13 protein-coding genes and 1 tRNA gene are annotated in these 13964 nt (G+C 29.9%); 9 read left to right on the forward strand and 5 right to left on the reverse strand.

All coding sequences use genetic code 11. From position 1 onward, the window contains the following. Window positions 1-55 precede the first annotated feature (55 nt). The 5 genes from ftsH to ACTT9Y_RS00200 are packed head-to-tail and all read left to right on the forward strand — an operon-like array spanning window position 56 to window position 6459. A complete protein-coding gene (ftsH, locus tag ACTT9Y_RS00180; RefSeq protein WP_440932491.1) occupies window positions 56-1963 on the forward strand; it encodes an ATP-dependent zinc metalloprotease FtsH in 1908 nt (635 codons plus the stop codon). Between the two features lie 6 nt (window positions 1964-1969). Beyond that, window positions 1970-3022 carry a dihydropteroate synthase gene (gene folP / locus ACTT9Y_RS00185; protein WP_440932492.1) on the forward strand — a complete coding sequence of 351 codons (1053 nt, stop codon included), beginning with the start codon at window positions 1970-1972 and terminating at the stop codon, window positions 3020-3022. After that, complete coding sequence (glmM, locus tag ACTT9Y_RS00190) at window positions 3022-4353, forward strand: phosphoglucosamine mutase (RefSeq protein WP_440932493.1); 1332 nt, start codon at window positions 3022-3024, stop codon at window positions 4351-4353. Before folP ends, glmM begins: the two co-directional genes overlap by 1 nt. A gap of 1 nt (window position 4354) precedes the next feature. Beyond that, on the forward strand, window positions 4355-5167 hold the full coding sequence (thiD, locus tag ACTT9Y_RS00195) for a bifunctional hydroxymethylpyrimidine kinase/phosphomethylpyrimidine kinase (RefSeq protein ID WP_440932494.1): 813 nt from the start codon (window positions 4355-4357) through the stop codon (window positions 5165-5167). Further along, window positions 5167-6459 carry an adenylosuccinate synthase gene (locus tag ACTT9Y_RS00200; protein ID WP_440932495.1) on the forward strand — a complete coding sequence of 431 codons (1293 nt, stop codon included), beginning with the start codon at window positions 5167-5169 and terminating at the stop codon, window positions 6457-6459. The genes thiD and ACTT9Y_RS00200 overlap by 1 nt, the downstream gene beginning before the upstream one ends. Here the strand turns inward: ACTT9Y_RS00200 and rpoH are convergent. Continuing rightward, a complete protein-coding gene (rpoH, locus tag ACTT9Y_RS00205; protein ID WP_440932496.1) occupies window positions 6456-7349 on the reverse strand; it encodes an RNA polymerase sigma factor RpoH in 894 nt (297 codons plus the stop codon). The genes ACTT9Y_RS00200 and rpoH overlap by 4 nt on opposite strands. Window positions 7350-7390: 41 nt before the next feature. Continuing rightward, window positions 7391-8371, reverse strand: a complete 981-nt coding sequence (locus ACTT9Y_RS00210; protein ID WP_440932497.1) for an RluA family pseudouridine synthase — start codon at window positions 8369-8371, stop codon at window positions 7391-7393. Between the two features lie 23 nt (window positions 8372-8394). Between ACTT9Y_RS00210 and ACTT9Y_RS00215 the strand changes: the two genes are divergently transcribed. Next, window positions 8395-8471: transfer RNA gene (locus ACTT9Y_RS00215), tRNA-Arg, on the forward strand. Between the two features lie 2 nt (window positions 8472-8473). On the opposite strand, the gene ACTT9Y_RS00220 is transcribed toward ACTT9Y_RS00215, so the two are convergent. The 3 genes from ACTT9Y_RS00220 to ACTT9Y_RS00230 are packed head-to-tail and all read right to left on the reverse strand — an operon-like array spanning window position 8474 to window position 10922. Then, window positions 8474-9265, reverse strand: coding sequence for an ABC transporter permease (locus ACTT9Y_RS00220; protein WP_440932498.1), 792 nt, complete (start codon window positions 9263-9265; stop codon window positions 8474-8476). 2 nt (window positions 9266-9267) lie between these two features. Beyond that, on the reverse strand, window positions 9268-9990 hold the full coding sequence (locus ACTT9Y_RS00225; RefSeq protein WP_440932499.1) for an ABC transporter ATP-binding protein: 723 nt from the start codon (window positions 9988-9990) through the stop codon (window positions 9268-9270). After that, on the reverse strand, window positions 9990-10922 hold the full coding sequence (locus ACTT9Y_RS00230; protein ID WP_440932500.1) for an L-threonylcarbamoyladenylate synthase: 933 nt from the start codon (window positions 10920-10922) through the stop codon (window positions 9990-9992). Before ACTT9Y_RS00230 ends, ACTT9Y_RS00225 begins: the two co-directional genes overlap by 1 nt. Window positions 10923-10942: 20 nt before the next feature. On the opposite strand from ACTT9Y_RS00230, the gene ACTT9Y_RS00235 reads away from it, so the two are divergent. Genes ACTT9Y_RS00235 through dxs form a run of 3 tightly spaced genes read left to right on the forward strand, consistent with a single transcriptional unit; the run spans window position 10943 to window position 13960 of the window. Then, complete coding sequence (locus ACTT9Y_RS00235; protein ID WP_440932501.1) at window positions 10943-11191, forward strand: exonuclease VII small subunit; 249 nt, start codon at window positions 10943-10945, stop codon at window positions 11189-11191. After that, window positions 11175-12047, forward strand: a complete 873-nt coding sequence (locus tag ACTT9Y_RS00240; RefSeq protein WP_440932502.1) for a polyprenyl synthetase family protein — start codon at window positions 11175-11177, stop codon at window positions 12045-12047. Before ACTT9Y_RS00235 ends, ACTT9Y_RS00240 begins: the two co-directional genes overlap by 17 nt. Beyond that, window positions 12044-13960, forward strand: coding sequence for a 1-deoxy-D-xylulose-5-phosphate synthase (dxs, locus tag ACTT9Y_RS00245; protein WP_440932503.1), 1917 nt, complete (start codon window positions 12044-12046; stop codon window positions 13958-13960). Before ACTT9Y_RS00240 ends, dxs begins: the two co-directional genes overlap by 4 nt. Window positions 13961-13964: the final 4 nt, after the last annotated feature.

Raw genomic sequence — 13964 nt, forward strand, 5'->3', positions numbered from 1 at the left:
AAATAACTGATATTTTGTCACTTGTTAATTTAATAATAATTCTTATTTTAAAGCTATGAATTTAAAAAATCTTGCAATGTGGGGAATAATAGTTTTCTTAACTATAGGTCTTTATAACATGTTTAAAAATCCACAGTCTAATGTTAGAAGTGGAAATCAAATAATATTTTCAGATTTTTTAAATTCAGTTGAGGACGGTGAAGTTCTAAAAGTTGAGATTCAGGGAAATAACATCAAAGGTACTTATTCGAATGGAAATTCTTTTTCAACTTATGCTCCTAATGATCCAAATCTTATAGAAAAACTATCAGAGAAAGGTGTGAGTATTTCAGCAGCACCTTTAGATGAAAAAATGCCTTCATTGTTTGGTGTGCTCTTATCATGGTTTCCCATGTTATTACTGATTGCAGTATGGATTTTCTTCATGAGACAAATGCAGGGTGGCAAAGGTGGAGCGATGGGATTTGGAAAATCAAAAGCTAAAATGATGAATGAATTAAAAGGTAAGGTTACTTTTAATGATGTTGCTGGTGTAGAGGAAGCTAAAGAAGAAGTAGAAGAAATGGTAGAATTCTTAAAAGATCCAAAAAAATTTAGTAGGTTGGGTGGTAAAATTCCAAGAGGAGCTTTACTTGTTGGTCCTCCAGGAACTGGTAAAACTTTATTAGCTAGAGCTATTGCAGGTGAAGCAGGTGTTCCGTTTTTCACTATTTCAGGTTCTGATTTTGTTGAGATGTTCGTTGGAGTAGGTGCATCTAGAGTAAGAGACATGTTTGAACAAGGTAAAAAAAATTCTCCATGTATTATTTTTATAGATGAGATAGATGCTGTTGGAAGAAGTAGAGGGGCAGGTCTAGGAGGTGGAAATGATGAGAGAGAACAAACCTTAAACCAGTTATTAGTTGAAATGGATGGTTTTGATACAAATGAAGGTGTCATAATTATAGCTGCAACAAACAGACCAGATGTGCTCGATCCAGCTTTATTAAGACCAGGAAGGTTTGATAGACAGGTAGTGGTTTCAAACCCAGATATTATTGGAAGAGAAAAAATTTTAAAAGTTCATGTAAAAAAAATAAAAATGTCGCCAGACGTTAATTTAAGAACAATTGCAAGAGGCACGCCAGGATTTTCAGGAGCTGATCTTGCAAATATAGTTAACGAAGCAGCTTTGTTAGCTGCGAGAAAAAATAAGAGAATAGTCACATTACTAGAATTTGAGGAAGCAAAAGATAAAGTTATGATGGGTGCTGAAAGACGTTCAATGGTCATGACAGAAGATGAGAAAAAACTTACTGCATACCATGAAGGTGGACATGCTCTAGTGTCGTTTAATATGCCAAGTTATGATCCTATTCATAAAGCTACTATTATACCAAGAGGCAGAGCTCTTGGAATGGTAATGAACTTACCTGAAAGAGACAAACACGGTTACTCAATAAAATATCTAAAAGCGAGATTAGCTGTTTGTTTTGGAGGAAGAGTGGCTGAAGAATTAATTTTTGGAAAAGATAATATATCTACAGGAGCAGGTGGAGGAAATGGTTCTGACATTAACCAGGCTACACAGTTAGCAAGAGCAATGGTAACAAAATATGGTATGAGTGAAGAAATGGGTCCAGTTGAATATGGGGAAAACCAAGAAGAAGTGTTTTTGGGAAGATCAGTTACTCAAACTCAATCGGTATCAGAGGAAGTTGCTCAGAAAATTGATAAAGAAATAAGGAAGCTTGTAGATGAAGGATATAATAAAGCTAAAGAAATCTTAACAGAAAAAATAGACGATCTACATAAAATTGCAAAAGCTCTAATAACTTATGAGACTTTAACTGGTGAAGAAATAGAGAATATAATTAATAAAAATTTATACCCTAAAGATAAAATTTTAGATAATCCAGAATCAAAAGATGATCAAGACTCAGCTTTGGGCGCGATGGGTTTGAAACCAAAAATTGTTCATTAATAAATAATGCAAAGATATTACACAAGAGCGTGTAATTTCTACTTCGGCAAACAATCAAAAATTTTAGTAAATAAAAAACAATCTATCCCTTTACATCAGATTAAAGAAATATCTTTTGACCATGTTGAGATAATTACAAGAACAAAAGTTAAAAAAATTTCAATAAATAAAATTAGAAATTTACCAAAAAAAATAAGAACAAAAATCAATTCAGATTTAAAAAAAATTAGGTCAAAAAAATTAAATTTTTCAAATTTAAATTTTAAAAAAATTCCAAATATATTGGGTGTTTTAAATTTAACTCCTGATAGTTTTTCCGATGGAGGAAAATTTAACAAAAAAAATAAAGGTGTTAGTCATGCTATTAATTTATATAAAACTGGTGCTTCGTTAGTAGATGTTGGTGGAGAGTCTACAAGACCAGGATCAAAGGAAGTAAATGAAAATCGAGAATGGTACAGAATTAATAAGACATTAAAATTAATTGTAAAAAAAATACCAATATCTCTAGACACAAGAAAATCTGCAATTATGGAAAATGGTATTAGAATGGGGGTTAAACTTATTAATGATGTTTCGGGATTAAGCCATGATCCAAAAACAATAAATGTTTTAAAAAAGTATAAAATTCCATTTGTAATACAGCACTCAGTTGGGACACCAGAAAACATGCAAAAGAATCCAATATATAAAAATGAATTATTAGATATATATGATTATTTTGAAGATAAGATTAAGTTATTAAGGTCCAAAGGTATTAAACACAATAATATAATTTTAGATCCTGGAATTGGATTTGGAAAAAATTTGAAACATAATATGAATCTTATAAGAGGTGTTTCTATTTTTCATTCATTAGGTTTTCCTATACTAGTAGGGAATTCAAGAAAAAGATTTATTAAAGATATATCAAAAAAAAATGATAGCGAAACAAGGATCGGTGGAACTATGGCTTCTTCCATTTATTTAATGATGCAAGGAATTCAGATTTTAAGAATTCATGATGTTAATGAAGTTATGCAAGGTATTAAAGTTTTTAATCAGATAATCAAAAATTAATGGCAAAAAAATATTTTGGAACAGATGGAATAAGAGGAGCAGTTAATAGCAAATATATAAATGGAGATATGTTCTTTAAATTTGGACTTGCTAGTGGAACATACTTTAAATCTCAAAAAAAAAGAAAACAAACAGCAATAATTGCAAAAGATACAAGATTGTCTGGATATACACTTGAACCAGCTCTTGTTTCAGGTTTGGCTTCAGCTGGTATGCATGTTTATACCCTAGGACCGTTACCAACTAATGGGTTGGCTATGCTAACAAAAGAGATGAAAGCTAATATGGGTATAATGATCACTGCTTCTCACAATCCACATTTTGACAACGGTTTAAAATTGTTTGGTCCTGATGGAATGAAATTATCAGATAAAATAGAAAAAAAAATTGAGGGACTTATAGACAAGAAAATCTCAAAAAACCTTTCGCATTCTGAAAAATTAGGAAGAGTTAAAAGATTAGAAACAGGTACTAAAAAATATATTAAAATATTAAAAAAAAATTTCACTAAAGAGTTCAATTTAAGAGGACTAAGAATAGTTATTGATTGTGCAAATGGTGCTGGTTATAAGGCAGGTCCTGAATTATTGAAATCATTAGGAGCTAAAGTCATAGCAATAGGAATTAAACCAAATGGTTTAAACATTAATAAAAAATGTGGATCAACTTTTCCAAGAAACATTAGATCTGCTGTAAAAAAATATAAAGCACATATTGGAATATCTTTAGATGGGGATGCTGATAGAATTATAATGTGTGATGAAAAAAGCAATATAATTGATGGAGATCAAATTATAGCTGCTTTAGCTACAAGATGGAAAAATAAAAAAATGTTAAAAGGAGGAGTTGTTGGAACATTAATGTCAAATTATGGTTTAGAAAAATATTTTAAATCTAAAGGAATAAAATTTTTGAGGGCAAATGTTGGAGATAGATATGTTAAAGAAAAAATGCAAAAATATAAATTTAATTTAGGTGGTGAACAATCGGGACATATTATTTTAGGTAAATTTGCAACTACAGGAGATGGTTTGTTAGTAGCTTTAGAAGCTCTTTTTGCTTTAAGAAAAGGAAAAAAGGCAAGTGAATTTTTTGAACAATTTAAGAAAACACCTCAACTTTTAGAAAATATCGAGGTAAAAGATAAAAATATTATTAACAAACCAGAAATAAAAAAAATTATAAAAAATGTAGATAAATTAATTAAAGGTAATGGAAGAATTTTAGTAAGAAAATCAGGTACAGAGTCCAAAATAAGAGTAATGGGAGAAAGTGAAAACAAAGCTCTTCTATATAAATGTGTAAACATGATTACGAAAAAAATTAAATAAATTGAAACCTAATTCTAAAATTTTAATTATTGCAGGATCTGACTCATCTGGTGGAGCAGGTATTCAAGCTGATATAAAAACTATCACTGCTCTTGGTTCTTATGCAATGACAGCAGTAACTGCAATTACATCACAAAATACTACAGGTGTAAAATCAATTGTTGGGATAAATCCAAAAGAAATTTTTAATCAAATTATTTATAGTTGTAAAGATATAAGACCTGATGCAATAAAAATTGGTATGCTGCATTCTTCAGAGGTTATTAGAATGGTACTAAAAGCTTTGGATGTAATTAAAGTTAAAAAAATAATATTAGACCCAGTAATGGTTGCTAAAGGAGGGGCTAAACTGATAGATAGTAAAGCTATTCAATTTTTAAAATTAAAACTAATCAAAAAAGTAACACTTATAACTCCAAATATTCCTGAGGCAGAAATTTTAACTAAGACAAAAATTATAACAAAAGAGGATATGATTTTTGCCGCTAATAAACTTATAGGTTTAGGAGCTAAAAATGTACTTATTAAAGGTGGTCATTTAAAACATAAAAATGTATTAGATATTTTAATAAACACAAAAGATCTAAAGATCTTCAAAAGCGAGCGTCACAAAACTAAGAATACTCATGGTACAGGTTGTACTTTATCTAGCTCTATTACAACTTTTTTATCATGTGGAAAAACAGTAAAGAAATCTTGTGAGCTTGGAATTAAGTATGTAAATTCTGCAATAAAATCAAACCCCAAATATGGAAAAGGTAATGGCCCAATTAACCATCTCACTTCCTTAAAAGTAAACAGAAAATTTAAATAATGAAAAATATAGTCGTTGTTGGATCTCAATGGGGTGACGAAGGTAAGGGAAAAATTGTTGATTGGTTATCTGAACAGGCTGATGTAGTAATAAGATTCCAAGGAGGTCACAATGCTGGCCATACGTTAGTAATTGATGGTGTTACATATAAATTGAGACTACTGCCATCTGGAATAGTTAGAAAAGGTAAAATATCAATTATTGGTAATGGAGTTGTAGTAGATCCATGGGCTTTATTAGAGGAAATAGAAGAAATAAAATCTAAAGGCGTAGAAGTAAATGTAAATAATTTTATTATTTCTGAGTCTGCAAATTTAATTTTGCCTTTTCATAGAGAAATGGATGAGATTAGAGAGGATGCAGCAGGAAAAAGCAAAATAGGAACTACAAGACGTGGAATTGGACCTGCATACGAAGATAAAGTTGGAAGAAGATCTATAAGAATTATGGATCTAAGATCTGAAAAAAATTTAGATCAAAGACTCGACTCCGTGTTAGTTCATCATAATGCAATTAGAAAAGGTCTAGGAAAAAAAATTTTTGAAAAAGATCAACTTAAATCTGATTTGCTTAAAATAGCACCAAAAATATTAGAATTTTCTCAGCCAGTTTGGCTAAAGATTGATCAATTTAAAAAACAAAAAAAGAGAATTTTATTCGAAGGAGCCCAAGGTATTTTACTTGATGTAGATCATGGAACTTATCCTTTTGTAACTTCATCTAATACTGTTGCCTCAAGCGCAGCTACAGGAAGTGGTTGTGGCCCTAATTCGATTAATTATGTCCTTGGAATTACAAAAGCTTATACAACAAGAGTTGGAGAAGGTCCTTTTCCTACAGAATTAAAAGATGATGTTGGTGAACTTTTAGGAACACGCGGTAAAGAATTCGGAACTGTTACAAGCAGAAAAAGAAGATGTGGATGGTTTGATGGTGTTTTAGTTAGGCAAGCCATTAAAGTTTCAGGAATTGATGGTATCGCTTTAACCAAATTAGATGTACTCGATGAATTAGATGAAATTAAAATGTGTGTTGCTTATGAGCTTGATGGTAAAAGATTAGATTATTTACCTGCTGCTGTAGAAGATCAAATAAAAATAAAACCAATTTATGAAACTTTTCTAGGTTGGAAAGCTTCTACAAGTGGAATTAAAAATCTAGACTCATTACCCGAAAATGCAAAAAAATATATTTTTGCGGTAGAAGATTTTATTGGTGCAAAAGTATCAAGTATCTCAACTAGTCCAGAGAGAGATGATACTATTTTAATTGAAAACCCTTTTGAAGTTTAGTTTGCGGGTAAAAGATTTTTTGATTTAGCTAATAGAAGCATGTGCTTTTGGAGTTTTTCAAATGCTTTATTTTCAATTTGTCTAACTCTTTCTCTGCTAATTTTATATTTTTTACTTAAATCCTCTAGTGTAGTTGGGTCATCATTTAGTCTTCTAGAGTATAAAATTTCTCTTTCTCTATCGTTAAGAACTTTAATAGAGTCTTTTAATAAATCTTTTCTTTGCTCCATTTCCTCGTGGTGAGCATATTTTAAATCATGATCAAGTTCTTTATCAACCAACCAGTCTTGCCATTCATCGCCATCTTCTCCAACTTGAGCATTTAGCGAGAACTCCTTTCCAGAAAGTCTTCTATTCATTGAAACGACTTCTTCTTTACTTACATCGAGCTTATTAGCTATATGATCAACGTGTTCATCTCTTAAGTCACCCTCAGTTTCTGGAGAAATTTGATTTTTAATTTTCTTTAAATTAAAGAATAATTTTTTTTGAGCAGTAGTAGTTCCAATTTTGACAAGACTCCAAGATCTTAAAATGTATTCTTGAATAGAAGCCTTAATCCACCACATTGCATAAGTTGCCAATCTAAAACCTTTTTCTGGTTCAAATTTCTTAACAGCTTGCATAAGACCTACATTTCCCTCTGAAATCATTTCATTAATAGGCAAACCATATCCTTTGTAGCCCATAGCAATCTTTGCAACCAATCTTAAGTGACTAGTAACTAGTTTTTCTGCAGCTTTAATATTACCAGTTGTTTTCCAGTTTTTTGCTAGCATATATTCTTCCTCTGCAGCTAACATCGGAAATTTTTTAATCTGCTCTAAATATGCAGATAGTCCACCTTCATTAGAAAGGGTTGGCAGATTGTTACTTATTGTTGTGCTCATAGAAGTGTTTATTTAATTAATTATACCTAATTTTCAATAACTTATTCTTCAGTGTTTCTAAGCATTTTTAGAATATTATTTAGATCTTGTGGCAAAAGTGAGGAAAAAATCATCTCTTTCTTGGTTCGTGGATGTATAAATCCTAAAGTTTTTGCATGCAGAAATTGTCTATTTAATTTAGTAATTAAATTTTGGATATCTAAATCAATATTTTTTAATTTTTTATATTTTTTTTTATATTTATCATCTCCAACTAGGCTATTACCTTTATAATTCATATGAACTCTTATCTGATGTGTTCTTCCTGTTTCTAATTTACATTCAACTAAACTTAAGGTTGGCGTTTTCTGATTTTCAAAAATTTCAAGTGTTTTATAATTTGTTATAGCTTTCTTACCTTTAGAACTACTAACTTCCATAAGTTGTCTATTTTTTGAACTACGAGTTATAAATGTCTCAATTCTTCCTGAGGAGGGTCTTAATTTTCCCCATATTAAAAGTTGGTACTCTCTTATAATTGTGTGATCACTAAATTGTTTTGATAAATTTTCATGAGTTTCATTGTTTTTTGCAATTACAACCAAACCAGATGTGTTTTTATCAATTCTATGAACAATACCAGGTCTTAACTCGTCACCTATATTTGATAAAGAATCCTTGTCATAATGCATCAATGCATTAACAATTGTCTTATCATAATTTCCAGCTCCTGGATGCATGATTATTCCAGCAGGTTTATTAATTACTAATAGATCATCATCTTCGTATATTATTTCTAATTTAAATTCGTAAGGTTTAAGGGATGCTATTTCAGGCTCTGGAATCTTAAGATTTATAGTATCACCAATTGAGACTTTTTTTGATGGACTTTTAATTATTTCATTATTTAGTGTTAACTTTTCTTTTAAAATTAAATTTTTAATCCTAGTTCTACTAATTAATTCCTCTCTTTTGTTAATTAAAACATCAACCCTTAAATTCTTCTCATTCTCTTTGACTATAAAATTAATGTTTTTTTCCATAAAATATAATATTAATACTATATGCGCTTGTAGCTCAACTGGATAGAGCGCCTGACTTCGGATCAGGAGGTTCTGGGTTCGACTCCTAGCAGGCGCACCAATTTATTCTCCCATGTTTATCAAAGTTCCTTTTTCTCTTGCTTTATCGAAAGAGTAATAAAATACGGATATTGATAAAATTAAATAAAACCCATTAAGATAGACTGCATTTATTATATTTTCATAATTGACTGTCCCATTAACTAAAATATTTCTAGTCTCCTCAAAAATATATACTAATGGCAATGCGAATGCGATTGATTGGAAGATTCCTGGCAGTGTTTCAACTGGGTAGTATATACAGCCAAAAGGTGCTAACAAAAACATGGTAGACCATGCAATATTTTCAAAAGATGGACCAAATCTTAATAATCCTGCTGACACAAGTAGACCAAGCGTAATTCCAAATAAATATAAACTTAAGAAAAGAAAAGCCAAAGGAAGACCAAGTTTTAACAATGAAATTCCAAATAATGGAGAGGTTAACAATATTGCTGGTATTAAACCAATTAAAGCTCTAATTAAAGCTGTTAAAACTAAAGAGATAATTATTTCACTAATTTTCATAGGAGCAATAAATAGGTTTGTAAAGTTTCTGCTCCAAATTTCCTCCAAAAATAACATATTAAAGCCAATACTGGTTCTAAATAAAAAATCATAAAGAATTGCACATGAAAGAATAACTCCTACCGCACCACTGTAGTAAGTGCTATGAGCTGCAAAAAAATTAGAAATAAATCCCCAGAGAGTAATTTGAATTGAAGGCCAATAAATTAAGTCTAATATTCTTGGAAATGATCTAGTTATTAAATAAAAGTGTCTTAAAAAAAGACCATAAATTCTCATTAAATTCATTTTTATTTTCTCGCAATTTCTAAAAATACTTCTTCTAAATTTCTTCTTCCATACTTTGTTATTAACTCTTCAGGAGTTCCTCTATCCACTATTAAACCATCTTTCATCATTAAAACAGAACTACATAATCTTTTTACTTCTTCCATATTATGAGAGGCAAGCAAAACTGATATTTTTTTTTCCTTTTTGTATTCTTCTAAAAACGATCTTACAAAATCACCAGTTTCAGGATCTAACGAAGCAGTGGGTTCATCTAACAAAAGTACCGTTGGATCATTTATTAAAGCTTTAGCAAGACTTACCCTGTTTTTTTGTCCAGAGGAAAGTTCTCCTGTAATTTTGTTTAAAAGGTCTTTTAATCTAAGTTTATCTGCAAGGTGATCTATTCGGTCATTTAAATTTTGAATATTATATAATTTTCCATAAACAATTAAATTTTGTTTAACTTTAAGTTTTTTAGGTAATTCAATATATGGTGAAATAAAATTCATTTTGTGAAGAAGTGAGATTTTGTTTTTTTCAATATTTTCTCCGTTGATTAAAACCTCACCACTACTTGGTTTTAATAATCCTAAAATCATTCCAATAGTCGTAGTTTTTCCACATCCATTAGGTCCCAATAAACCAACCATTTCATTTTCGTTAATTTTAAAATTTATATTAGTTACAGCTACTTTATCTTTATATTTTTTTGATAGATTTATTACTTCAATAGAATTTATCATCAATATTTAGAGGCTCTCTTTAATCTATCATTAATTGTTTTGCCAAGACCTTTGTTTGGTATCTTTTCGACTGCAATCTTTTTAAAACCATCGTTTTTAATTTTTCTTAAAGTTGAATATAAATTCTTTGCAGCTTCATCTATATTTTTCATTTTAGATAAATAATAATAGTTTTTTAATTTTGATTTTCTTTTTTTAATTAATAAATAAGCCTCATCTTTTTTTGGTTTTGCAACATTGACTCTTAAAGGTATCCCAGGTGAGTAATGTAACGGAAATAAACCAGGTGATAATTTTTTTTTTGAATTTGTCTTAATTAATAATTTTTTTTTTAAAACATTTTCGATTTTTTTAGTATCTAGGCCTCCATATCTTAAAAGTGAGGGCTTTTCTAAAAGATTAAGTATTGTGGACTCAACTCCAATTTTACTTTTTCCTCCATTTAAAATATATTTTATTTTTGAACCAAATTCTTCTTTTACATCAGATGTTTTAACTGAACTTAATCGTGAGGATATATTTGCACTAGGTGCCGCTACTGGATAATCTAAATTTTTTAATAAATTTCTTAACAATTTATGTTTAGGGAAACGTACGGCAATACTTTTTTTATTATTAGTGACAAATTTTGATATTTTTGAGTTTTTTTTTAATTTGAGAACATAAGTTATCGGACCTGGAGAAAATTTTTTGTAAAGTTTTACTAAATTATCATTTATATCACAGTCTTCTTTAAGTCTTTGAATGTCGTAATAATGGACAATTAGAGGATTGTTTAATGGTCTTTTTTTAAGAGCAAATATTTTCTTAACCGCACTATTCGAATAAGCATTTGCAGCCAATCCATAAACAGTTTCTGTTGGTACCGCAACACAATGATTATTATCTAAATATTTTTTTGCTTTTTTGATATTTGATTGAATAGATTTCATGTATTAATAATTATTATTATATGAAAGATAAAATATTACCACTTGATTATGATCACTATTCAGTTGAGGAGCTTACAGAAAAAGCAAATAAGATTATAGAGTCTTTAGAGAAGGAAAATGATTTAAACAATTCAGTTGACAGTTATCAAGAACTTCTAAAATTAAATAATATTATTGAAAAGAAATTTCATAAACATTTTAAATCTATTGGGGAAGATACAAATAAAAAGATTAAAGAGATAACTAAAAAAAATGAAAAAACAGCTTAATAAAATAGCTAAGGATACAAATATATTTCTTAAAAAATATATTAATTCACAGAAATATTCTCAGCTAATGTCACCCATGAAGTATGGTTTGTTTCCAGGCGGAAAAAAAATAAGATCTAAAATCTTAATCGACTTAGGGTCATTATTTTCAATAGATTATAAAACATTGATAATAGTTGGGTCAGCCGTTGAATGTATTCATGCTTATTCTCTTATTCATGATGATCTACCCTGCATGGATGATGATGATATAAGAAGAGGAAAACCTTCAGCTCACATTAAATTTGGTGAGTCAACAGCAGTTCTAGCAGGAAATTCATTACTGACTTTAGCTTTTGAAATTTTATCAAGTCCTAAATTGAAATTAAATGAAAAGATAAAGATAAACCTAATCAAAAAATTATCAGAATGTTCAGGACATTTAGGAATAGCTGGTGGGCAATATTTAGATTTAAGTTATGAGAGAAAGAAAATATCAAGGAATAAAATATTAGAAATGGAAATAAAAAAAACTGGAATGTTATTTAGTTTTTGTTGTGCAGCTCCAGCAATAATTAAGAAAAAAACAATCCAAGAAATTAAATTTTTTGAAAATATTGGATCGAAAATTGGTTTATTATTCCAAATAGCTGATGATTTAATTGATCTGAAAAGTAATTCTAAGGAAGCTGGGAAAAAAACAGGAAAAGATCAAAAAAAAGGCAAGGCAACACTTATAAATTTAATAGGCTATGATGACTCACTTAAGTATTGTGATAAGATAACAAAAGATATTAATAAAAATTTAAGAAAATATGGTTCAAGATCTGAAAAAATAAATGAAACATTAGGCTATATATTGAATAGAAAAAAATGAAAAAAAATTATCAATTTTTAAATAATATCAACTTTCCATCTGATTTAAGAAAAGTTTCTGAAAATAATTTACAAAAAGTAGCAGATGAGGTGAGGGAGGAAATGATAAGTGCTGTTTCAGAAACTGGAGGTCACCTTGGTGCTGGTTTGGGAGTGGTTGAATTGACAGTCGCACTTCATTATGTTTTTGATACACCAAATGATAAATTAATATGGGACGTTGGTCATCAATCTTACCCACATAAAATTTTAACTGGAAGAAAAGATAAGATTAGAACTTTACGACAGGGTGATGGTTTATCAGGTTTTACAAAAAGATCTGAAAGTGAGTATGATCCATTTGGAGCAGCTCATAGTTCAACATCTATTTCATCAGCATTAGGAATTGCTGAGGCAAATAAATTAGAAAATAAGTCTTCCAATGTAATAGCTGTCATAGGTGATGGAGCAATTAGTGCAGGTATGGCTTACGAAGCTATGAATAATGCTGGAGCATCTAAGACAAAAATGATTGTTATTTTAAATGATAACGACATGTCAATTGCAAAACCAGTTGGAGCAATGAGAACTTACTTAGCAAAATTATTTACGGGTAAAATATATTTTAGTCTTAGAGAAACTTTAAAATTAATTACATCTGCATTTTCAAAAAGATTTAGTGCAAAAGCAGGAAAAGCAGAGGATTTTTTCCGTTCAGCAGTTACTGGAGGTACATTATTTAGTTCACTTGGTTTTTATTATGCAGGTCCTATAGATGGTCATGATTTATCAAGCCTGGTGCCAATTTTAAAAAATGCAAAAGAATTAAGACATGAGGGTCCTATAATGATTCATATCAAAACTCAAAAAGGAAAAGGTTATTCTTATGCAGAAAAAGCAAATGATCATTATCATGGAGTGTCAAAATTTAATGTTGAGACTGGCGAGCAAGTAAAGAGCAAATCAAACCTTCCAGCTTATACAAAAGTATTTGCAAACACGTTAGTTAAGCATGCTAAAAAAGATAGCAAAATAGTAGGAATAACAGCAGCGATGCCTGGAGGGACTGGCATGGATATTTTTGGCAAGGAGTTTCCAAATAGAATGTTTGATGTTGGAATAGCGGAACAACATGCTGTAACTTTTGCAGCCGGTCTAGCAACCGAGGGATACAAACCTTATGCTGCAATTTATTCTACATTTTTACAGAGAGCATATGATCAAGTTGTCCACGATGTTGCCATCCAAAGTTTACCAGTTAGATTTGCAATAGATAGAGCAGGATTAGTTGGTGCTGATGGATCAACACATGCTGGTTCATTTGATATAACTTACTTATCAACTTTACCAAACTTTGTAGTAATGGCAGCAAGTGATGAAGCTGAACTAGTTAAAATGATTAATACTTCAGTAGATATAAATGACAGACCTTCTGCAATTAGATATCCAAGAGGAACTGGAGTAGGTGTTGATCTCCCATCAATAGACGAAAAAATTGAAATTGGTAAAGGAAGAGTCGTTCAACAAGGGACACAAGTTTGTATTTTAAACCTCGGTACTCGACTTGAAGAGTGCAAGTTAGCTGTAGAGGAATTAAAAGCAAAAGGGGTTTCAACAACTTTAATAGACGCCAGATTTGCTAAGCCATTAGACGAAGAACTTATACTAAAATCTGCTAAGGAACATGAGCTTATGATAACTATTGAAGAGGGATCAATAGGTGGTTTTGGTTCTCATGTTAAAAATTTATTAGCTGAAAGAGGAGTATTTGATAAAGGTTTAAAATTTAGATCAATGACTTTACCAGATGAATTTATTGAACAAAATGACCCTAAAAAAATGTACGATAAAGCTGGATTAAACAGTTCTCAAATTTTTAAGAAAATTGCTGATATTTTGTTTCAAAAGGAAACAATAAGAGTTGTTAAAAACTAATTTA

It is taken from the genome of Candidatus Pelagibacter sp. (assembly GCF_052049995.1).
Classification (GTDB): Bacteria; Pseudomonadota; Alphaproteobacteria; order Pelagibacterales; family Pelagibacteraceae; genus Pelagibacter.